This is a genomic window from Pseudomonas sp. Ga0074129 (genome assembly GCA_001465025.1).
In the GTDB taxonomy this organism is placed as follows: domain Bacteria; phylum Pseudomonadota; class Gammaproteobacteria; order Pseudomonadales; family Pseudomonadaceae; genus Aquipseudomonas.
In genome coordinates this window covers 1-22,401 of sequence record LNDO01000046.1, presented here as the reverse complement: position 1 = coordinate 22,401, position 22,401 = coordinate 1, and the positions used below count along the sequence as shown (strand labels likewise).

18 protein-coding genes are annotated in these 22,401 nt (G+C 58.2%); 6 read left to right on the top strand and 12 right to left on the bottom strand.

Going from position 1 to position 22,401, the window contains the following annotated elements; genetic code table 11:
* Window positions 1-14: 14 nt before the first annotated feature.
* Window positions 15-233 (bottom strand): hypothetical protein, encoded by a 219-nt coding sequence (locus AUK77_RS03625; RefSeq protein ID WP_296126231.1) that lies wholly within the window; start codon window positions 231-233, stop codon window positions 15-17.
* A gap of 179 nt (window positions 234-412) precedes the next feature.
* On the bottom strand, window positions 413-1,633 hold the full coding sequence (locus tag AUK77_RS03620) for a virulence factor BrkB family protein (protein ID WP_296126230.1): 1,221 nt from the start codon (window positions 1,631-1,633) through the stop codon (window positions 413-415).
* A gap of 103 nt (window positions 1,634-1,736) precedes the next feature.
* Here AUK77_RS03620 and arsC point away from each other — a divergent pair, with 103 nt between their 5' ends.
* The 3 genes from arsC to AUK77_RS03605 are packed head-to-tail and all read left to right on the top strand — an operon-like array spanning window position 1,737 to window position 3,095.
* On the top strand, window positions 1,737-2,090 hold the full coding sequence (gene arsC / locus AUK77_RS03615) for an arsenate reductase (glutaredoxin) (protein ID WP_296126228.1): 354 nt from the start codon (window positions 1,737-1,739) through the stop codon (window positions 2,088-2,090).
* On the top strand, window positions 2,087-2,692 hold the full coding sequence (gene wrbA / locus AUK77_RS03610; protein WP_296126225.1) for an NAD(P)H:quinone oxidoreductase: 606 nt from the start codon (window positions 2,087-2,089) through the stop codon (window positions 2,690-2,692). The genes arsC and wrbA overlap by 4 nt, the downstream gene beginning before the upstream one ends.
* On the top strand, window positions 2,685-3,095 hold the full coding sequence (locus tag AUK77_RS03605; protein WP_296126224.1) for a DUF2069 domain-containing protein: 411 nt from the start codon (window positions 2,685-2,687) through the stop codon (window positions 3,093-3,095). Before wrbA ends, AUK77_RS03605 begins: the two co-directional genes overlap by 8 nt.
* 43 nt (window positions 3,096-3,138) lie before the next feature.
* Here AUK77_RS03605 and hda read toward each other — a convergent pair whose 3' ends face one another.
* The 3 genes from hda to AUK77_RS03590 all read right to left on the bottom strand — a co-directional run bounded on the left by hda (window position 3,139) and on the right by AUK77_RS03590 (window position 6,091).
* Complete coding sequence (gene hda / locus AUK77_RS03600) at window positions 3,139-3,843, bottom strand: DnaA regulatory inactivator Hda (RefSeq protein WP_296126222.1); 705 nt, start codon at window positions 3,841-3,843, stop codon at window positions 3,139-3,141.
* Window positions 3,840-4,931, bottom strand: coding sequence for an AI-2E family transporter (locus AUK77_RS03595; RefSeq protein ID WP_296126220.1), 1,092 nt, complete (start codon window positions 4,929-4,931; stop codon window positions 3,840-3,842). Before AUK77_RS03595 ends, hda begins: the two co-directional genes overlap by 4 nt.
* 101 nt (window positions 4,932-5,032) lie before the next feature.
* On the bottom strand, window positions 5,033-6,091 hold the full coding sequence (locus tag AUK77_RS03590) for a DUF2066 domain-containing protein (protein WP_296126217.1): 1,059 nt from the start codon (window positions 6,089-6,091) through the stop codon (window positions 5,033-5,035).
* Window positions 6,092-6,378: 287 nt separating this feature from the next.
* Here AUK77_RS03590 and purM point away from each other — a divergent pair, with 287 nt between their 5' ends.
* The 3 genes from purM to AUK77_RS03575 are packed head-to-tail and all read left to right on the top strand — an operon-like array spanning window position 6,379 to window position 8,816.
* Window positions 6,379-7,437, top strand: a complete 1,059-nt coding sequence (gene purM, locus AUK77_RS03585; protein WP_296126213.1) for a phosphoribosylformylglycinamidine cyclo-ligase — start codon at window positions 6,379-6,381, stop codon at window positions 7,435-7,437.
* Entirely contained in the window at window positions 7,437-8,087 is a 651-nt protein-coding gene (gene purN / locus AUK77_RS03580) for a phosphoribosylglycinamide formyltransferase (RefSeq protein WP_296126211.1), read from the top strand. The genes purM and purN overlap by 1 nt, the downstream gene beginning before the upstream one ends.
* A gap of 12 nt (window positions 8,088-8,099) precedes the next feature.
* Complete coding sequence (locus AUK77_RS03575; RefSeq protein WP_296126208.1) at window positions 8,100-8,816, top strand: DUF3108 domain-containing protein; 717 nt, start codon at window positions 8,100-8,102, stop codon at window positions 8,814-8,816.
* 171 nt (window positions 8,817-8,987) lie between these two features.
* Here the strand turns inward: AUK77_RS03575 and AUK77_RS03570 are convergent, their stop codons facing one another.
* From AUK77_RS03570 to AUK77_RS03540, 7 genes are all read right to left on the bottom strand, one after another.
* Window positions 8,988-9,527 carry a DUF2058 domain-containing protein gene (locus tag AUK77_RS03570; protein WP_296126205.1) on the bottom strand — a complete coding sequence of 180 codons (540 nt, stop codon included), beginning with the start codon at window positions 9,525-9,527 and terminating at the stop codon, window positions 8,988-8,990.
* A gap of 74 nt (window positions 9,528-9,601) precedes the next feature.
* Window positions 9,602-10,432 (bottom strand): nucleoside triphosphate pyrophosphohydrolase, encoded by an 831-nt coding sequence (gene mazG, locus AUK77_RS03565; protein ID WP_296126203.1) that lies wholly within the window; start codon window positions 10,430-10,432, stop codon window positions 9,602-9,604.
* 164 nt (window positions 10,433-10,596) lie between these two features.
* The gene (gene relA / locus AUK77_RS03560) at window positions 10,597-12,840 is read right to left on the bottom strand and encodes a GTP diphosphokinase (protein ID WP_296126200.1); all 2,244 of its coding nucleotides are present in this window, start codon (window positions 12,838-12,840) and stop codon (window positions 10,597-10,599) included.
* A 152-nt stretch (window positions 12,841-12,992) separates the two neighbouring features.
* Window positions 12,993-14,345: a 23S rRNA (uracil(1939)-C(5))-methyltransferase RlmD gene (rlmD, locus tag AUK77_RS03555; RefSeq protein WP_296126197.1), complete on the bottom strand. Its 1,353-nt coding sequence runs from the start codon at window positions 14,343-14,345 to the stop codon at window positions 12,993-12,995.
* Window positions 14,345-15,241, bottom strand: coding sequence for a cysteine synthase CysM (cysM, locus tag AUK77_RS03550; protein ID WP_296126193.1), 897 nt, complete (start codon window positions 15,239-15,241; stop codon window positions 14,345-14,347). Before cysM ends, rlmD begins: the two co-directional genes overlap by 1 nt.
* 321 nt (window positions 15,242-15,562) lie before the next feature.
* Window positions 15,563-17,521, bottom strand: coding sequence for an ATP-binding protein (locus tag AUK77_RS03545; protein ID WP_296126190.1), 1,959 nt, complete (start codon window positions 17,519-17,521; stop codon window positions 15,563-15,565).
* 258 nt (window positions 17,522-17,779) lie between these two features.
* A complete protein-coding gene (locus AUK77_RS03540; protein WP_296126187.1) occupies window positions 17,780-22,288 on the bottom strand; it encodes a PAS domain S-box protein in 4,509 nt (1,502 codons plus the stop codon).
* Window positions 22,289-22,401 lie beyond the last annotated feature (113 nt).

The window sequence follows — 22,401 nt, the reverse complement described above, 5'->3', positions numbered from 1 at the left end:
CGCGTTTTGACCATCTAACGTGAGCGCATTTCACCGGCAGGCCCGTGATGGGCGACCTGCAGCGTGTCATCACCCGTCGTGCATTCCGCGAGCGGCTCAAGCGCCGCATCACACCCGACCAAGGATTGCGGCCATTGGCTAAAGGTGAGGCCTGTAATGCGATTGAGTCGCTCAAGCGCAGCACTAGGGTCACGCTGGTGCAGATAAATCACTTTGTTTGGGTTTACCGCCATAACGCCCTTGTACCTCGCGAAGCCATGCCCTGCTGGCAGACTGATTACGTCTGGCATGACATAGCCAGAAGTGTGCCAGCCGCCATTGAACCTTGCTTCGCCGCATCACAGCCTATGCGACGTTAAGTAGGCCGCATTAGCGCGCCGTAAACTGACGTTTTATGTCACTCGCCACCGAGTTAAGAGCTGTGTGGTTGCAGCCATTGCGCCAGGTCTGTCGTAAACAAGCCCACTTGCTCGTTGTGCAAACGCTGCAAACCCGCGCGCAACTGCGGATACCAGGGCTCATCAAGCTGCTCAGGCAAACTTTCTATTGCGGGCAATGGCCAGGGGCTGTGGCTGAGCAGTTGCTGCACCGAGTAATGGCTGAGATCGCGACTGAGCACCCAGCAACCAGCGCCTGTTGAGGCAACCAGATGCTGCTGCTCAAGAAAACTCAGTATTTCTTCCCACTCGTGCTCGGCCAATTGCCAGCCTTCGCGCTGCACATCACTCAAACGGATGCTCAGGCCCATCTGCTGGCGCTCATAAAAAACCCGCAACACCGCAAACACCACCAGCAAGCGGGGCAGCGCGCGTTTACGCCACTGCTGAGAAACGCCTAGGTTGCAGACCAATTGCGCGCCGAACAGCACAATCAACCACGACAGGTAAATCCACAGCAAAAACAGCGGCACGGTGGCAAACGCCCCGTAAATCAACTGATAACCGGGGAAGAGGCGCACATAGAGGCCAAACAACATCTTCGCCACTTCAAACAAGGTGGCTGCAAACAGACCGCCTAACCATGCATGACGCAGAGGCACCCGGGCATTGGGCACCGTTGCATACAACAGGGTAAACGCCGCCACGCTAAACAGCAGCGGCATGAACTTCAGCAACTCCTGCACCCCGAGCAACGCATCTGGCCCTGAAATCAACGACAACGAGGTGAAGTAGGTGCTGATGGCAAAGCCGCCGCCGAGCAACAACGGTCCAAGGCTGAGAATGGCCCAATACAGTAAAAAGCTCGAAACACCCCGGCGCGGCTGGCGCACACGCCAGATACCGTTGAAGGTTTTCTCGATGGTCACCAGCATCCAGAACGCCGTTGCCGCCAAAACCACCACGCCAACCCAGGTTAGTTGGCGAGCCTGCGTAGTAAAACTGCGCAGATACTCCTGCAAGGTTTCACCGGCAGACGGCACGAAATTACGGAAGATAAAACTCTGGATCTGCTCGCCGGTGTCCTGGAATGCCGGAATGGCCGACAACATGGAAAAAGTCACCGTCATCATCGGCACCACCGCAAACAGCGTGGTGTACGTCAGTGCAGCAGCATTATTGGGGCCTTGGTCAGCGATAAACCGCTGCAACAAAAAACGCCAGAACTCCAACAGGTTGATCACGCGTTGCCGCATGCACGCTCCCTAATCATTTGCACGCCCTGCGCGAGCATGACGCAGGCGCTGTAGCGGTAAGCGGGTAGAATAGCGGCCATCAAAGGCAACAGGCGACCCCAAGATGACCGATCTGACCCTTTACCATAACCCGCGCTGCTCAAAATCACGCAGCGCCCTGCAGTTACTGGAAGAACGCGGGCTGACGCCGCACATCGTGCGCTACCTCGAAACACCGTTGGACGCTGAACAACTGCGCGAATTATTAAGCCAGTTAGACATCAGCGCCCGCCAATTGCTGCGCAGCAGTGAAGACGAATACAAAGCCCTTGGCCTGCACGACACGCAATTAAGCGAAGCCCAACTGATTGCCGCCATGGTTAGCCACCCCAAGTTGATCGAGCGCCCCATTCTGGTTGCCGGCGACAAGGCCGTCATCGGTCGTCCACCTGAGAAGATTCTGGAGATCCTGCCGTGAGCGCATCCTACATTCTGGTGCTGTATTACAGCCGCCATGGCGCCACCGCTGAAATGGCCCGGCAAATCGCCCGCGGCGTAGAACTGGGCGGGCTGGAAGCACGCCTGCGCACTGTGCCATCGGTCTCTGCCGAGTGTGAAGCCGTCGCCCCGGAGATCCCAACAGAGGGCGCCCCCTATGCCAGCCAGGATGACCTGAAAAACTGCGCCGGCCTTGCCCTCGGCAGCCCGACGCGCTTCGGCAATATGGCCGCGCCGTTGAAATACTTTCTTGATGGCACCAGCGGTCTTTGGCTGACCGGCGCATTGGTGGGTAAACCGGCGGGCGTTTTCACTTCCACCGCCAGCCTGCATGGCGGCCAGGAGAGCACACTGCTGTCGATGATGCTGCCATTACTGCACCACGGCATGCTCATCACCGGCCTGCCCTATAGCGAGTCCGCGCTGCTGGAAACACGCGGCGGCGGCACACCCTACGGGGCTAGTCACCACGCGGGCAACGACGGCAAACGTGCCCTCGATGAGCATGAAACCGCCCTGTGCCGCGCCCTCGGCCAACGCCTGGCGCAAACCGCTGCAAAACTGGAGAGTTCCCGTGGCTAAAACCGCCAAACCCCTGCCCTCGCTTGAGTGGCTGCAACCACGACTCACACTCAGCCGGGTCGCCAGCCTGGTGAGTTTTTTAGGCCTGGGCGCCCTGCTACTGACGTGGAATCTCGGCTTCGCCAACGTGCCAGACAACCTGCTGTGGGTCATTCTCGGCGTACAGTTCGCCCCGCTGCTGCTGCTGGCCCCCGGTCTGATCCTTGGCAACGCACGCGCCCACGCCTGGGCCTGTTTTGTGGTCAATTTGTACTTTATCCAAGGCGTGCTGGCCGCGTTTGACCCGAGCAAAGCGCTGTACGGCTGGTTGCTAACGCTGACCAGCTTCAGCTTGTTCTGCGCCGCGTTGATGTACACCCGCTGGCGTTTTCAGTACGAGCGCAAGCTGGCAGGAGAGGCCTAAGCCACACGGCCCGCTCAATCGCTTGAACGCGCTTAGGCGGGCATTACCAACCCAGCGTCTCTTTCAGAAAGGGAATTGTCAGCTTGCGCTGCGCTTGCAGCGAGGCTTGATCGAGGCGTTCGAGCAACTCGAACAGCGCGTTCATGCTGCGCTCACCGCGCGTGAGGATAAAACGCCCGACCTCATCACTCAGGTGCAAACCTCGGCGCGAGGCACGCAGTTGTAGAGCGCGCAGTTTGTCTTCATCCGAAAGTGACTGCAGTTGGAACACCAACGCCAGGGTCAGGCGTGAGTGCAAATCGGGCAACTTGATGGGCAATTCACGGGGCGAGGTAGCGGCGGCCAGCAGCAGGCGGCGGCCACTGTCGCGCAGGCGGTTAAACAGATGAAACAACGCCTCTTCCCACTCGCGATTGCCCGCCACCGCGTCCAGATCATCGAGACACACCAGCTCGCACTGCTCGAGATTGTCGAGCAGTGCCGTGCCGTGTTCGACCACCTCGGCCAACGGCAGGTACACCGCCGGTTCGCCGCGTTGTTCAAAGCGTAAACAAGCGGCTTGCAGCAGATGACTGCGGCCCACACCCTCACCGCCCCAGAGATAAATCAGGCTTTCAGTCCAGCCGGCATCGGCTTCGCACAATCGCTCGACATAACCTAGGGCCGCCGCGTTGGCACCGGGGTAGTAATTGGCAAACGTGGCGTCGTCACGCAGACGCACACCTAAAGGCAGTTGTATGGGTGTCATGCTGGATTGGACGGTTCATCGGAACCGTCGACTGGCTCACCGTAAAGGGCCGAAAGTTTATAGAAATCATGCAGATGACGCACCAAAACCATGATCACCGCTGCTACCGGCAAGGCCAGCAGAATGCCAGTGAAGCCGAACAGCTGACCACCGGCCATGATGGCGAAGATCACCGCGACCGGGTGCAGACCGATCCGGTCACCCACCAGCAACGGTGTCAGCAGCATGCCTTCAAGCATCTGCCCGACCACGAAAACGGCGGCAATACCCAACAACGGATAGGGATCGAGACCGAACTGGAACAGGCCAGCGGTCATCGCCGCACCCACCCCGACGACCACGCCCAGATACGGCACGATGCTGGCCAAGCCCGCCAGTACGCCAATCAACAGGCCCAGCTCAAGACCAATGACCATCAGGCCGGTGGCATACATCACACCCAGCGCCAGCATCACCAGCAACTGGCCGCGCAGAAAAGCGCCGAGCACTTCGTGGCATTCGCCAAACAGCTGCACAACCAGACCTTCACGGCCGCGCGGCAACAGGCTACGCAACCTGCTCAGCATCAAGTCCCAGTCGCGCATGAGGTAAAAGCTCACCACTGGAATCAGCAGCAAATTAGCCACCCAAGCCAGCAGCGCCAAGCCAGATGCAGTAGCGGTAGAAAGCAACGAGCCAACGATGTCGGTGGTTTTACCCATCTGCCCGGAAAAAGCCGATTTCAGTTGATCAAAATGCCAGAAGCCGTCGTTCAATCCGAATTGCAATTGAATCCAAGGCAGCGCCTGGGTTTGCAGCCAGTCGAGAACCTGCGGAATCATTTCGTACAAATGCACCAACTGCTTGCCCAGCATGGGCAGCAAGACCAGCAGCATAATCACCAGAATCAAAGTGATCAGCGCAAACACCACCACCACGCCCCACGTTCTCGAAAGTTTGTGCCGCTCAAGCCGATCCACCAACGGATCGCCCATATAGGCCAGCAAAACGCCGATCAGAAAGGGCGAGAGAATCGGGGCCAACAGGTAAAGCAAACCGCACAACAGCACGCCTGCGGCAATCCATATCCAACGCTGTGAATCGATCATGTTCTGCACTCCATAGCTACATGGTCAGGCCAAGCAGCATTGCAAAGTAAAACCGCAGCCTTGCGCTGCGGTTTTAAGCCTGCGGCAATAAAGGCGGCAGTCTACCAGCGAAACTTCAATATATTGTTTACCGTCGCAGGCACAGCAGCCGGGACAGGCGGTTGCGTCACAGGCTGATTAACATCCACCGCCGGCGCATCTGTCGGTGCTGCCACTTCAGCCGGGACTTCCTGCAAACGCGCTAAACCGAGTTGGGCGCGTAGTTGCTCGGCATTGGCCGTGACATTAAAGGTCAAGGTGTCACCTTCAACCTTTAGCAGTTGTGCGGCAAAGGGTTCGAGAATGCGTTGCAACTCGGCGTAACGCGGCAGATCGACGCCTTGTACCTGCACCGTCAACCCGCTTGCAGCGCCAGGCGCTACGACAAAGCGTGGTGCCAGGCGCTGATTCACGGCCAGCAAGATGGCATCGGCCAGCGCCGTTTGATCGGCACCCTGCGCGCTCCCCTGCTCAAGCGTGTCGCCAAGCCACAGACGCCATTGCGCCTGCCATTGACCGTTGGACTCACGCGCCACAACGGCTAATAGCGCATCAGCGGCGTAACGCTCGGACGCTTCACGCAGAGCGCCCGGCTCATCGGCAATAAGATTCTCCGGCACGGCGACCAACTGCTCGGGCAAATCAGCCAAAGGCAACCGCAGCGGCAAACCACGGTGTTGGGCGGCCTGGGTAAATGGTGCCGCCGCATCCTGACCATCGCCAATCAGGCGGGTGCCGTCGCTGGCATCGCTGAACCACCAAAGCAAAATGCTCGGCCTATTCGCACCCCACAGAGCCAAGCCGGCCTGACGCAGACTGCGCTCGGTGCTTAGCGGATCGAAATCAACCAGAAGTCGATCGCCTTCGTAACCGAACTGGCTGACGATTTGTTGCGGGTCCTTGCGCAGGGCCGCCAGCGCCGGGTTTTGCAGGGCCTCGGCGCTGCCGGTCAGGCGCAATACCAGGGTGTCCAGCGCCCGACTAAGGGCGGCCGCACGCTCTTCAGGTTGTTGGCCGGCGACCGCCTCACGCACCTGATACAGGTCGGAAACCGGCGCAGCAAAAGCAGGAAGTGCGACACACGACAAGCAGGCTAGAAGCACACGGGGGATCAAACGCATGGACAAATTCTCGACGGACGGAAAGTAACGTGCCCCGCAGATTAACAAGAGTCAGCCTCAGCAGACAGCCGCAGAGCCGATAACACCCGCATTAATCGGCGAACGGATGCGCTGCGACAGCATTATCCGCGCATGGCTGGCCCATCCACAGGCCAAACAACCCTCGTTGCCTCCGACACCTACGCGGGTGGCCGCTGCCGGGTAAGCCTGATAAAATCGCGCGCCTTCGCAGACCGTCGCCGTTGCGCGATGGTGCCAACCCGAATTTCCCCTAAAGGCCTGGATCTATGAGCAAGCAACCCTCCATCAGCTACAAGGACGCAGGTGTAGACATCGACGCGGGCGAAGCCCTGGTCGAACGCATCAAGAGCGTTGCCAAGCGCACCGCACGTCCGGAAGTCATGGGTGGGCTGGGCGGCTTCGGCGCGCTGTGCGAGATACCGGCTGGCTATAAGCAGCCGGTACTGGTTTCCGGCACCGACGGCGTGGGCACCAAGCTGCGCCTAGCGCTGAACCTGAACAAGCACGACAGCATCGGCCAGGACCTGGTCGCCATGTGCGTTAACGACCTGGTGGTGTGTGGCGCTGAGCCGCTGTTCTTCCTCGATTACTACGCCACCGGCAAGCTCAACGTGGACGTTGCCGCCACCGTGGTCACTGGCATTGGCGCAGGCTGCGAACTGGCGGGCTGCTCCTTGGTTGGCGGTGAAACCGCTGAAATGCCGGGTATGTACGAAGGCGAAGACTACGACCTGGCCGGCTTCTGCGTCGGTGTGGTGGAAAAAGCTGAAATCATCGACGGTTCGAAAGTCGCCGCAGGTGACGCGCTGATCGCCCTGCCGTCTTCCGGCCCGCACTCCAACGGCTACTCGCTGATCCGCAAGATCATCGAAGTCTCCGGTACTGAAATCGAAACCACCCAGGTCGACGGCAAACCGCTGACCGACCTGCTGATGGCACCGACGCGTATTTACGTCAAACCGCTGCTCAAGCTGATCAAGGACACTGGCGCAGTTAAAGCCATGGCCCACATCACCGGCGGTGGCCTGCTCGACAACATCCCGCGCGTACTGCCAAAAGGCGCACAAGCATTGGTCGACGTGGCCAGCTGGACGCGCCCAGCGGTGTTCGACTGGCTGCAGGAAAAAGGCAACGTGGATGAGCATGAAATGCACCGCGTGCTGAACTGCGGCGTCGGCATGGTTATCTGCGTGGCCCAGGATCAGGTCGAGATCACCCTGCAAACCCTGACCGCCGCTGGCGAGCAACCTTGGGTCATTGGCCAGATTGGCGAAGCCGCTGAAGGTGCCGCCCAGGTCGTGCTGAACAACCTGAAACAGCACTAATGTCGGCACAGTGCAATGTGGTGGTGCTGATCTCCGGCTCCGGCAGTAATTTGCAGGCGTTGATTGACAGCATCACCCACGACGCTAATCCGGCACGTATCAGCGCGGTGATTTCCAACCGCGCCGATGCCTTCGGCCTGCAGCGCGCCCAAGACGTCGGTATTGCCACCGCCGTGCTCGACCACAAGCAGTTCGACGGCCGTGAGACCTTTGATGCGGCATTGGTTGAGGCGATTGATGCGTTTGATCCGCAGTTGGTGGTGCTGGCTGGCTTTATGCGCATTCTCACGCCTGCATTCGTTCGCCATTACGCAGGTCGCCTACTGAATATCCACCCTTCCCTGCTGCCCAAATACAAAGGCCTGCACACCCATCAACGGGCGCTGGACGCTGGCGACAGCGAGCATGGGTGCAGCGTGCACTTCGTCAGCGAGGAACTCGATGGCGGACCACTGGTCGTACAGGCAGTGGTACCGATACAGTCGGATGATTCGCCCAGCAGCCTGGCGCAGCGCGTACACATTCAAGAACATGTGATTTACCCGCTGGCGGTGCGCTGGTTTGCCGAAGGCCGTTTGCAGCTAACGGCGCACGGAGCCGAGTTGGACGAACAACTGCTACCCAGTACCGGACACCTTATTCGAACGTAAACGGGAGACATCATGCGTCGCGCCTTATTGTTCGCACTTGCACTGATCAGCCTGCCAGCAGCGGCTGTTGAGCTCACACCTTTCTCCGCCAGCTACACCGCCGACTGGAAACAACTGCCCGTCAGTGGCAGCGCTGAACGCAGCTTAGAAGCGCTGGATAACGGCCTGTGGAAGCTGAACTTCGAAGCTTCCATGCTGGTTGCCAGCGTGACGGAAGAAAGCACCTTGCGCGTGGAAAGCGATGCACTGCAATCGCAGAGCTACCTCTATGAGCGCAATGGCCTGGGTAAAGGCAAGAAGGTTGAACACCGCTTTGATTGGCAAGCCAAACTGGTCACCGGCAATGACCGCGACAAACCGGTCAAGCTACCGCTCAACCGTGGCCTGCTGGACAAGTCGACCTATCAGTTGGCGTTGCAATACGACGTCGCCGCCGGCACCAAGAGCATGAGCTACCAGGTGGTCGATGGCGACGAGGTGGAAACCTACGATTTCCGCGTTTTGGGTGAGGAAGTTGTACGCACCAAGGCCGGTCTGATCGATGCGATCAAGGTCGAGCGCGTGCGCGACCCTACCAAAAGCAGCCGCAAGACCATTCTGTGGTTTGCCAAAGACTGGGATTTCCTCCTCGTGCGCTTGCACCAGGTCGAGACCGACGGCAAGGAGTACCAGATCATGCTCAAAGAGGGCACGGTCAACGGTAAAGCGGTTGCAGGTCGCCAAGACTAAACCCTGTGTTGCGCAAAAAGCCGAGCCCAGCGCTCGGCTTTTTATTGCACGGCGTTCAGTAAACAGCCGCAGCTTTGCTTGAACGTACTGAGTTAAAAAGCCCAATACGCCGAAGTACGGCCATAAAAAAGCCGAGCGAAGTGCCCGGCTTGTTCATACAGGACTTAACCGTTACCACATCAAATCATCCGGCACCTGATAGGCGGCATACGGATCATCGGCATCCGGCGCTTCGGTCGGCGTATTGAGCAGCACCACGCGCTGAGCGTCACGCTCTTGGATTTTCAGCGCGGCCTCACGCGGGATCACTTCGTAACCGCCACCGTGACGCACGATAGCCAGCGAGCCGCTGCTGAGCTTATTGCGCATCAGGGTATTGACCGACAGGCGCTTGACCTTTTTGTCGTCGACGAAGTTGTAGTAATCCTCGGTGGTCAGTTTGGGCAGGCGCGAGACTTCAATCAGCTGTTTGATCTGCGCAGCGCGAGCTTTCTGCTCGACCTTTTCCTGTTGCTGACGGTTGAGTTCCTGGTCACGGGCGGCCTTTTCGGCCATGGCCTGCTGAGCGGCGAGCTTTTGCGAGTCGTCTTTCTCGATGTGGCCTTTTTGCTCCAAACGCTGTTTTTTCTGATTTTCTTTGCTGGCCTGCTTGACCTGCTTTTCATTGACCAGCCCGGCTTTGAGCAACTGATCGCGTAGTGAGAGAGCCATAACCTACCTTTCCAACCATCAATATTAAGTGGGCGTACCCAGCGTAATCGTAACGCGTCATCCACCCTACGGGCTCAGCAACTCGGGGTTTGTTTTTCCAGCTTTTTGGCTTCACCCCAGAGCGCATCTAATTCGTCCAGGGCGCAATCTTCCATGTTGCGACCCGCGTCGCGCAATGCCTGCTCGATAAAACGAAAGCACCGCTCGAACTTGGCGTTGGCCGCACGCAAGGCGCTTTCCGGTTCTACCTTGAGGTGCCGCGCTAGGTTGCTGACGACAAACAGCAGGTCGCCAATTTCTTCGGCGATGGCGTCGGCATCGTTCTCGCTCATGGCTTCGAGCACTTCATCCAGCTCTTCGCGCACCTTGTCTACCACCGGCAAGGCCTCGGGCCAGTCAAAGCCGACCTGGGCGGCGCGCTTTTGTAGCTTGATCGCCCGACTTAGGGACGGCAGCGCCGTGGGTACGTCGTCCAGCAGCGAGAGTTGCTCGGGTGCGGCGGCCTTTTCGGCACGTTCCTCGGCCTTGATCGCTTCCCAGCGCTGTTTGACCGCGGCCTCATCCAGCTTGGGCACATCCACTGCGCCATACAGATCGCCATCGGCAAACACATGGGGATGACGGCGAATCAACTTGCTGGTGATGCCATCGACCACCTCAGCAAAGTCAAAGCGCCCTTCTTCACGGGCCAACTGGCTGTAATACACCACTTGAAACAGCAGATCGCCCAGCTCGCCGGGCAGATGAGCAAAGTCGCCGCGCTCAATGGCATCCGCCACTTCGTAGGCTTCTTCGAGGGTATGCGGCACGATGCTCGCGTAATCCTGCTTGAGATCCCACGGGCAGCCGTGTTGCGGATCGCGCAGGCGGGCCATCAGGTGCAGTAGGTCGTCGAGTTGGTACATAGGCTTCCTTCGTAAACGTCTCCCCCGGCATTCATCCGGGCTACGGCCTGAGCGTCGCGAGCGAAGGTCAGACAAGGCGAAGGGGGCGTGAAAAAGCGGAGTTGGCTTTTGCCAATGAGCATTTTTCACGCCCCCTTCAACGCAGTATCACCGAGTGCAGCAGCTCAGGAAACTCGGTGGCGGCGGGCTTCGATAATATTGGGCAGCTGGCTGATTCGCCCCAACAAGCGCCCGAGCGCATCCAAGCCAGGAATCTCAACGGTGATCGACATGGAAGCGGTGTTGTCGTCCTTGTTGGAACGGGTGTTGACCGCCAACACGTTGAGCCTTTCGTTGAGCAGTACCTGAGTCACATCGCGCAACAGACCGGAGCGGTCGTAGGCCTTGATGATGATGTCCACCGGGTAGGTTTGCACCGGCACCGGCCCCCAGTTGACTTGGATAATCCGCTCTGGCTCACGCCCGCCCAGTTGCAGCACTGAGGCGCAATCCTGACGGTGAATGGTCACGCCACGGCCCTGGGTGATGTAACCGACAATCGGATCGCCCGGCAGCGGTTGGCAACAGCCGGCAATCTGCGTCAACAGATTGCCCACACCCTGAATTTGAATGTCGCCACGCTTGCCCGGTTTGTAACCCAGCGCTTTGCGCGGAATCAGTTCAAGCTGTTCGTTGACCCGATCTGGCTCAATCAGTTGCTGGGCCAGATTGGCCAACTGGGTCAGGCGCAGATCGCCCGCACCCAACGCGGCGAACAAATCTTCGCTGGTTTTCAAGTTGGCTTTTTCGGCCAGCTTGTCGAAATCCACATGGGGCAAGCCCAGGCGGCCCAACTCGCGTTCCAGCTGAACCTTGCCAGCCGCTACGTTCTGATCGCGGTCTTGCAGCTTGAACCAATGCACGATCTTCGCCCGCGCACGGCTGGTGGTGACGTAACCGAGGTTGGAGTTCAGCCAGTCACGGCTTGGTGTGCCGTGCTTGCTGGTGATGATCTCCACCTGCTCGCCGGTTTGCAGGCTGTAGTTGAGCGGCACGATGCGCCCGTTGATTTTGGCACCGCGGCAGTTATGGCCAATTTCAGTGTGCACACGGTAGGCAAAATCCAGCGGTGTTGCGCCCTTGGGCAGGTCGATGGCGTGACCGTCGGGGGTGAACACATAAACCCGGTCCGGCTCGATGTCCACGCGCAACTGTTCGGCCAGGCCGCCGATATCGCCCAGTTCCTCGTGCCACTCCAGCACTTGGCGCAGCCAGGAGATTTTCTCTTCGTAATGATTGGAGCCAGATTTGACGTCAGTGCCCTTGTAGCGCCAGTGCGCGCACACGCCCAATTCAGCTTCTTCATGCATGCCCTGGGTGCGAATCTGCACTTCCAGCACCTTGCCTTCCGGGCCGAGTACTGCTGTGTGCAGCGAGCGGTAGCCGTTCTCCTTGGGGTTGGCGATGTAGTCGTCAAACTCCTTGGGGATGTGCCGCCACAAGGTGTGCACGATGCCAAGCGCGGTGTAGCAGTCACGCACTTGCGGCACCAGCACACGCACGGCGCGCACGTCATAAATCTGGCTGAATTGCAGGCCCTTGCGCTGCATTTTGCGCCAGATCGAATAGATGTGTTTGGCCCGGCCGCTGATGTCGGCTTTGACGCCCATGGCCTCCAACTCGGCGCGCAATTGGCCCATCACTTCATTGATGTAGTGTTCGCGGTCAAGCCGGCGTTCGTGCAGCAACTTGGCGATCTGTTTGTATTGCTCAGGCTCTAGGTAGCGGAAGGACAAATCCTCCAACTCCCATTTGATATGGCCGATGCCCAAGCGATGAGCGAGTGGCGCGTAGATGTCGAAGACTTCGCGGGCCACGCGCTGGCGCTTCTCGTCGTCTGCTTCCTTTACCGCGCGAATGGCACAGGTGCGCTCGGCCAGTTTGATCAGTGCCACGCGCACGTCGTCGACCATGGCCACGAGCATTTTGCGCAGGTTTTCCACCTGTGCTTGCGAACCCAGCACCAGCGAATCACGTGGGTTGAGCGAAGCGCTAATGGCCGCCATGCGCAGCACACCGTCCACCAACTTGCCCACCACCGTGCCAAAACGCTGATGCACCATGGGCAAGGTCACCTTGCCTTCGCGCACGCAGCGGTAGATCACGGCCGCGACCAGAGAATCCTGATCGAGTTTGAGGTCAGCGAGGATTTCTGCAATCTCAAGGCCCGAGCGGAAACTTGAAGCGCCCTCGGTCCACAGATTCTTCGCCGCATTGGCTTGCTGCTCGGCCTCGCGGGCAAACTCGCACGCCTCACGCAAGGCATTGCGGTCCAGTGCCGGGTCGACACTCAGCACGTGATCGAGCCAGGCTTCTAGGTTAATACTGCCGTCATCGTTGATCGGCTGATGTGCTCTGACCTGAACCATCTTGCTACCTTCCCTACGGTGCGCTGCACGCCCACCGAACAAGCGCCAGCTTCTTTGAGCCGGTCGGTTTAACCACTAAAGACGCGATCCCTATACGCCCGTTGCAACCAGATGGGGGTTCCCCCGGCAAAACCAAGTTGCGGTGCCACATTTTACTGCCTGACAAACAGCGCCATCGCTTCAACGTGCGCGGTTTGCGGAAACATATCGAGGATACCGGCGCGCTCAAGCCGATAGCCTTGCGCCAGTAACTCGGCGCTGTCGCGGGCCAGGGTCGTCGGATTACACGACACGTACAGCACTCGACTGACGCCCAGTGCGGCCATTTGCCGAACCGCCTGCAACGCGCCGTCACGCGGCGGGTCCAGCAGTGCCGCGCTAAAACCACCTTGCGCCCAACTGGCTTCGGCCAGCGGGTTGGACAGGTCGGCCTGGAAAAAGTGCACATTGCTCAGACCATTGCTGGCGGCATTCAGCGCCGCACGCTCGACCATCACCTGCACCCCTTCCACCGCCACCACCTCACGCACTCGCTGGGCCAACGGCAGGGCAAAATTGCCCAGCCCGCAGAACAGATCCAGCACCCGCTCATCGGCCTGCGGTGCCAACCATTGCAGCGCCTGCGCCACCATGGCGTCGTTCACCGCCGGGTTGACCTGAACAAAATCGCCCGGCTGATAACCCAACTCAAGGCCATAGGCATCCAGGCGGTAACTCAGCGGCTGTTCAGCTTGAAACGGTTGCGGCTCAGCAATGCCCTGTAACCACAACTGCGCCTGCTGCGCTTCGCAGAAGGCGTGCAGGCGCGCCAAATCAGCCTCGCCCAAGGCGGCGGTGTGCCTTATCAGCACAGCACTGAGCGTACCGCTGAACAACTCGACATGACCAATGGCTTGCGGTTTATCCAACTCACGCAGCACCTGGGGTAACGCGCGCAGAATCGGCTGCAAGGGCTGTACCAGCACCGGGCAAGCGCTGATGGCGATGATGTCTTGGCTGGCCGCCGCACGAAAACCGACATCCAGGCGCTTGGCCTTATTGTCCCAGCGCACGGCAATCCGCGCGCGGCGGCGGTAGGCCAATTCCGGGCCGATCAGCGGTGCGGCCCATTCCTGTGGTTCAAGGTTGGCCAGGCGACTGAGTTGCTCGGCGAGCATGCGCTGTTTCAGGGCGACCTGAGCAGCAGCGGGCATGTGCTGCAGGCTGCAACCGCCACAGACGTTAGCGTGCGCACAGGGTTCAGCACGCCGCTCAGCACTGGCGTTAAGAATGCGCTCAACCCGCGCTTCAACCACCTTGCCATGGGCACCCAACACGCGCGCCTCAATCTGTTCGCCGGCCAATGCACCGCTGACAAACCAGGTTCGCCCCTCGACGAACGCGATGCCACGACCATCATTGGCCAGGCGCTCGATGGAGAGCTTCTGCTTCTTGCCCACCGGCACTTGCGGAGCACGTGAACCACCGCTGGGCTGAAAGCGCAGACCGCCGTCTTTCTTGGCCATCAGTGGCTGGCCGCGTCGTAAACGCCGCTGGACAGGTAGCGATCACCCCGATCACAGATGATCGCCACCATCACCGCGTTCTCCACTTCCTGTGACAGGCGCAGCATCGCCGCCACGGAACCGCCGGAGGAAACGCCGCAGAAGATGCCCTCTTCACGGGCCAGACGACGCATCACGTCTTCAGCTTCCTGCTGGCCCATGTCGATGATGCGATCGACGCGCTCGGCCTGATAAATCTTCGGCAGGTATTCCTGCGGCCAGCGGCGGATACCGGGAATGGCCGCGCCTTCCATCGGCTGCAACCCGACGATCTGCACCTCGGGCTTCTGCTCTTTGAGGAAACGCGACACACCCATGATGGTGCCGGTGGTACCCATGGAGCTGATGAAATGGGTGATCTGCCCGGCCGTTTGCTGCCAGATTTCCGGACCAGTGCTGGTGTAGTGGGCAATCGGGTTGTCGCCGTTGGCGAATTGGTCGAGTACCTTGCCCTTGCCATCGGCCTGCATCTGCAAGGCCAGGTCACGGGCCTCCTCCATGCCGCCCACCAGAATCAGCTGCGCACCATAAGCCGTCATCGCTGCCTTGCGTTCTGCGGTGGAGTTGTCCGGCATGATCAAAATCATTCGGTAACCCTTGATCGCCGAGGCCATGGCCAGGGCAATCCCGGTGTTGCCGCTGGTGGCTTCGATCAATACATCGCCAGGCTGGATATCACCGCGCAACTCGGCGCGGGTGATCATCGACAGCGCAGGTCGATCTTTCACCGAGCCGGCCGGGTTGTTGCCTTCCAATTTCAGCAGCAGCGTATTGGAGGTGTTGCCCGCCAGACGTTGCAGACGCACCAAAGGCGTGTTGCCGACGCAATCGGCGATGGTTGGGTAATGCTGGCTCATGGCGAACGAAGGAATCCAGAAGCAAAGAAGGCCGCCATGATAACGGCAAACAGCGCGCGGCCATATCGGCGAACACATATAGAAACCAGCCGACCAACCCACTAGCAGAAAAAGCAGCCGCAACAACATCTAGTGCAATTCTGGCAACGGCTTGTACGGATGGATCATCGTCAATATGGAGGATGCGCCTAAGCGCTGAGATGGTTACTTACCCTGGGGCTGCATCAGTGCGCCCGGTAAACCCAGTCGCACTGAGCATTAGCCTGAGCACTTCCAGCACGAGGAGCACAGGGAAGATTTAACAAACCGCCTTGAGTACGCTCACTCAGCATCGTTCACACGGTGCAGTGGCAACTCAACCCAAAAGATGCTGCCATTTTGCGCGTCACTGACAAAGCCAATGCTGCCATCCATGCGCTCAATCAACTCCTTGCTGATGGCCAACCCAAGACCCGTGCCACCTTTTTTCCTGCGATCACTCGAATCAACCTGAGAGAACTTCTCGAAAATACGGGCAGAGAACTCTGCTGGTATTCCGGGCCCCTGGTCACTCACCAGAATGCGCACGCGGTCATGCTCAAACTCACTGTAGAGACGGACTGTTCCGTGGACTGGAGAAAATTTCAGGGCGTTTGAAAGCAAGTTACTCAGCACCTGCTGCAGGCGCTGGAGGTCCGCCAATACGAAGAGGTCAGGGCAATCGGTATGCAGCAAGTTAACATCGAGTTGATGAGCGAAGCCTTGGTGGCTGGCGTCGCATTCTGCGAGAAGGTCGTTGAGTTTTATGGGTTGCAGGTTAAACGGCATCTTGCCGGCAATCAGTTTGTCCATATCGAGCAAATCATCGATCAACTGGCGCAGGCGACGGCTATTGCCTTCAGCAATCGCGAGCATCTCTTTAATAGAATCAGGCACCGCCCCCAGTGCGCCGCCATTGATCAAACCAAGAGACCCTGTGATAGAGGTCAGTGGCGTGCGCAGTTCGTGGCTGACCGTGGACACAAACTCATTTTTTACCCGCTCCAGATGCTTGCGCTCAGTGATATCACTGATAAAGCCATGCCACAGGATGCTGCCATCCGAGCGACGTTGCGGGGCGGCACGCCCTTCCACCCAAATGACACCTCTGCTGGGGTGTGAAACACGGTACTCCTGGTGCCATACGTCCAGACTGGCAGCCGATTCGACAATACTCGCGCTTACCGAATTGAAATCTTCCGGATAAATTCTGGCAAAAGCTTCGCTGGCACTTTCATGAACCTCATCGGGTGTGAGGCCGTAGATCATCTCGATGCCTTGGCTTGCATAAGGAAAACAGCTGCGCCCATCCTCGAAAAGCTGGAACTGATAGACCATGCCCGGGAGCTGGGCTGCCAAACGCTGCAAGCGTTGCAGAGCCTCTTCGCGATAGCTCAGGTCATGCACCACACACAGATAGCCAAGATCGCTGCCACCTTCCATGCAGATAGGTGAAAAGTTACACAGCACCGGAATCGATTGCCCCGCGCCATGACGAACCTGCACTTCATGCAGTTGCGATTGGCCATTGGCATGAAAGGTACTGGTTGATGACGTGCGCTTGGTTGGCTGGTGATCATCCTGACAAAGCAGCAAGTCCAGCGGTCGCCCGATCAGATCCGGAGCGTTGTAACCCAGTAAAGCGGTAACACCAGGGCTCACTTGTTGAATCAAACCATCGGGATCAACCACAAGCACCGCTGTGCCAGCACTGCCTAACATGGCCTGTTGCAGAGCGGCTTGTTCACGCTGCTGCCGTGCCTGCAAGCGCAGCTCGAAGAGCTGCACGGTTTGCTGGGCAAGCATTTTCAGGCTCTGACGCTGCTGCTCATTGAGTTGACGCGGCTGACGGTCGATCACACACAAGGTACCGAGGTTATGCCCATGCCCATCACTGAGCGGCATACCGGCATAAAAACGGATATCCGGGGCATTGTTAACCTGTGGGTGCTCACTGAAACGCGGGTCAAACAGCGCGTTTTCAACTTCAAAAAGTTCGTCGCGATTAATCGCGTGGGCACAAAAAGCCAACTCACGCGGCGTCTCACTTGCACCCAAGCCAACTCGGCTCTTAAACCACTGTCGTTCGGCATCGACGAGTGAAATCAGCGCAATGGGGGTGTTGCAGATTTGTGCCGCCAATGCGGTGATGTTGTCGAACATGGCTTCGGCTGGCGTATCCAGCAGCTCGAACGCCAGCAACGCGGCCAATCGACTTGGCTCATTAGGCGGAACTTTGGGCTGACTTGGGTGCTGGCTCATGATGTTGCACTCCTCGTCGAAACTGAGTGAATAGGCTTTTCAAACCAGAAGGTGCAGCCCTGCCCTTCTACTGAAGCGAATCCGATTTTACCGCCCTTATGTCGAGAGTACCACTGGCGTCGACCTGAGAGAACTTGCTGAACATAGACAGACCCGATAACTGCAATGCCACACGCGGTTGTTCAGCGTAGGGCTGATTATAGGTAACCGGCTGCCCCAGCAAGAGCCCGAGCGGTATGGCACTAGCCGCAAACGCCTTCATGAGCGGGCCAAAAGCGGCAACTCAATCCAGAAAGTACTGCCTTGGTTTTCTGACGACTCAAAACCAATATGCCCGCCCATGTTCTCAATTAGCTGCTTGCTGATGGCTAAGCCCAGCCCGGTGCCGCCCTTCTGCCTGGTGTCGGTGGAATCGGCCTGAGAAAACTTGCTGAAAATTCTCGAACGGAATGCCTGTGGAATACCTGCTCCCAAGTCCCGCACACTGATTCGCGCGCGATCGTCCAGGCTGACCACGGCAACGTCAACGTGGCTGCCCTGCGGGGAAAACTTGGCCGCATTGGACAGCAAATTAGCCAACACCTGGCCCAGTCGCTGACTGTCTATCGACACCTGCAGGTCGCTCGCCGCAGTCACTAACTGCAAGTGCACGCGGAACTGTTCGGCGTAAGGTTGGTTCTGTTCAATCGCCGCTTCGAGTAACGCTTGCAAAGCGTGGGGGCGAATATCGAAGGTCATTTTGCCAGCGATGAGCTTGTCCATATCCAACAGGTCATTGATCAAATCACCCAGGCGCAGACTGTTGTTCTGAGCAATCCGCAACATATCCTGCATGGCACCGGGCACCGCACCCAAGGCGCCGCCATTTATAAGCCCCAGTGCGCCTGCAATGGCCGTGAGCGGTGTGCGCAGTTCGTGACTGACGGTGGACACAAACTCACTTTTCATTTGTTCAATGCGTTTGCGCTCACTGATGTCACGGATCACTGCAATAAAACGACGCGCCCCTTGATAAGTGATCTGCGACACGGCCAACTCCATGATGAACGACTCACCATTAAAGCGCTGCGCCGCAAGCTCTACGACATCCCCAAGGTTTGCCGTGACATGGTTATGCACATGGCGCGACAGATATTCGCCTTCCACCGCTGGACTGTCCGCAGGCACCAACAGCTTGATGTGACGACCCAGTACATCCTCAAGCTGACAGCCGAAGATGTGCTCAGCCGCCGGGTTAAAGGTTTCAATCAAGCCTTGTTCGTTGAAGGTGATAATCGCGTCAATCACGTTATCCAGCAGGGTACTCAGGTATTCCTCACGCTCACGAACGGCCTTTTCAGCTTCTACGCGCTCGCTGAAATTCTGAATTTGCGAAACAAAATACAAAGGCTGACCCTGTGCATCACGCACCAATGAGACGCTCAGTAAAATCCAAAGTACCCGCCCCTGCTTATCCAGGTAGCGTTTTTCCAACTGGTAATCGTTGATCTCACCCTTGAGTAAGCGCTGCAGGAGTTGCAGATCAGTCTGTAGGTCATCGGGATGGGTGATGTGCTGAAAATCCAACTGCTGAAGTTCCGCACGGCTATAGCCCAGCATCGAACACAGGGCATCGTTGACCTCCAGCCAGCGACCGTCCAAGCCCACCATGGCCATGCCCTGAGGTGCGGTATTGAAGGCGCCGCTGAACCGCTGCTCACTGACGCGCAAGGCATCTTCGGCCATTTTACGGTCACTGATATCCCAGACGAAACCGGACACCCAGAGCAATGCCCCATTCGAGTCGTATTCGCCTCGCCCTTTTTCTCGCACCCACACGCTGTGGCCAGCTAAGTGCTGGAGCCGATAGGTCAGCTCGAAGGTTTCCTGCCGTTCAATTGCGGGAATGGACTCGTAGGTAATGTGCAGATCATCCGGGTGGATCACGCTGGCATAGGCCCGCACCCGGTTGTTGATAAAGTCGCTGGCCGGGTAGCCGGTCAACTGGAGAACTTCATCGCTCATGTAGCGCATCGTCCAATCAGCATCGTTATCGCAGCGGTAAACCATGCCCGGCAGATTGGCGACCAGCCCACGAAAGCGGCTCTCACTTTTCTGCAACGACCGCGTGGTGGCTTGCAACTCGCTGATATCGCTGGCGATACACAGAAACCCAGTGATCTGCTCGTGCTTATCGAACATGGCACTGACCGTCAGGTTGACTTGGCGCGAACTGCCATCCTTACACTGGTAAGCCCACTGACGGGTTTCGGGTTCGCCGCTGCGGGCCTGATGGAATAGCACTTCAAAACCATGAATCGGCTTTTCGTGCTGCTGGCTTAACTCGCGACCGCGTAACTCGATCTCCTCACTGAAATGAAGCAAAGCAAGGGTTTGCAAGCCGACAATTTCATCCGCCACATAACCCAGTAAACGCTCAGCCCCGTGATTGAACAGTGTGATTTTGCCAAGCGGGTTGGTCGCAATCACGCTCACCCCTGTTGCAGAGTCGAGCACCGTTTGCAGGGAAGCGCGCGCCTGATCCACAGCCGCCTGCTGTGCCCGCATTTCAGTAATATCTGCATGCGTGCCGAACATCATCAACGGCTGGCCGTCAGCACTCCTGCTCACCACGCGACCACGATCATGCACCCAGACCCAATGCCCGTCCCGGTGTCGCATGCGGCACTGACAGTCGTAATAAGGTGCGTCACCGCGAAAATGGGCATGCAGCAACGCAGCCGATTGATCGAGATCGTCGGGATGGGCGTGACTCAGCCACGTATTGATATCGACAGGTGCCAACTCATCAAGGCTGTAGCCAATAATCTCGGCCCAGCGCTCGTTGAAAACGGTCGCACCGGTTTGCACGTTCCATTCCCAAGTACCGATGTGAGTGCCTTCGATAATGCTTTGTAAGCGTTCGCCCTGGCTCTTGAGCGTCGCCTCGGCGCTGGCTTGTTCGGTGACATCCTGAACGGTACCGACCAAGCGTACGAAGTACCCTTCTTCATTGGGTTGCAACCTTGCCAACTCCTGCACCCAACGCACTTCGCCATCCGGGCAGATGATGCGATGGCGCACATTATGTAAGCCCTCTTCGCTTACTCGAGCCTCTGACGCCTCGACTAAAGCCAGATCGTCTGGGTGCACGTAACGTTTGAAGCCTTCGACACTTGGGATGAAGGTTGCCGGATCCAGGCCAAATATTTCATAGACCGGCGCTGACCAGTACAGACTGCCGTCTTCAAGATTGGCCTCCCAATGCCCGAGGCGAGCGATGCGCTGCGACTCATCTAAACGCTGCAGCAAGGCTTGGCGAGCCTGCTCCTGCTGCTGGCTTTCCAATGTGGCGCCGACCCAGCGGGCAAACAAACGCAAGAACTCCAGCTCGGTCTCATCGAAGGGAACTGCACGAGGTTCGGCAGAGCAAAACGCCAGCGTGCCAAAAGGCCGACCGCCCACCTGCACAACAGCGCCAATATAGGTTTCCAGTCGAAATGAGGGATAGCAGGGATGATGCGCATATTCACTGGCACCCATGTGATCGATAGCCAATACATCGCGACCGTTCAACGTCAGGCTGCAGTAGGTCTCGCCCAAATTGAAGTGCTGGCCATCTTGCAGCGTATCGGGCGGAGAAAACTGCGCCAGCACCTGGTAGTCCTCGCCGACAACCCGACTGATTAACCCCAGCGGGGTGCCATAAAACTCAGCACCCAGTTGCAGGGCAGCGCACATTTGCTGCTGACTATCCAAGTGTTTTAGCGTGGCAATTTGGTTGAGTGCGCGCAATGCCTGTTGTTGGCGCTGCAAGTTTTGCTGAGCAGACTCGCGCTGAACATCGCGTCGCAACGCCTCAACCAACTGCCCCAGTGTTGCCAGAAGCGGCTTGAGTTGCTCTGCCACATCATCGGCATAACCATTCGGGCGGTTTGCCATGCCTAACATGCCCACCAATTGACCATTGGCAAACAACGGCAGCCCTGCAAACGTGTCCAAGGGCGGATGCCCAAGTGGTACACCACCGCGCCGAGAGTCCTCTGCAGGGGCGTTGCTAATCACCGGAGCAGCATCGCGAACAACACAACCCAGCAGGGAATCGAGGTTGTGAAACTCCAGGCCCTGGCCTGCGTGCTCTGCATAGAAATCCGCACTGGCCTGATCCCAGGCGATATTGCTGATCGCGTAGGTGCGCAGGTATGGCGCATGATGGCTATCTCGCAGCACTTCGCCAATAAACCCAAATGAGCTGCCCGTATGCGCCAAGATGCGACTTAGCAAGGCGTTGAAACTTGCCCGCTGGTCATCGGTCTCGATAAAAGCCGATTGAGCCCACGCCACTAACTCAAGCAACTCTTTGGCGGGTGCAGGCTCTTGGGTGGGAGCCGCCACGAGCGCATCTGCATGAAGGCCTTGGTGCTTTTGGCCATAGCGGCCGGCAAAAAACATCAACGCCATCAAGACCTGAATGGCCAACCCAATAATGGCCCACTTAACCCAGACACCATGCTGTTCGCGCTGGCTATATTCACGGGTAATAGGTGCTGCGTCTTGCCTGACGATATCGGCATAACCTGACGGGCTACCGGCAGCATCCCCCGGATCAACTAAGGGTGATTGGGGTTGAACGGCATCGATTGAGAGGGGCTTTGCGTCTTGCCGCATGCTGTCTTGGGCATAACCGGCGCCCTGCGATACACCTGCCTGGCGATTCACGTCCTGCCAGGCCAGCACAGCAAACAGCACCGCCAAGCCACAACTGCATAGCAAAGCAGTCAGGGGCACTTGAAACTTGAACGGCTTAGGGAAACTCTGAAGAAGACTTCCAGATTTTGGCAAAATACCCGGATTCCACCCGCTGAGTTTCCCCATGAAGCAGATGACCTTCGCTGACGCCG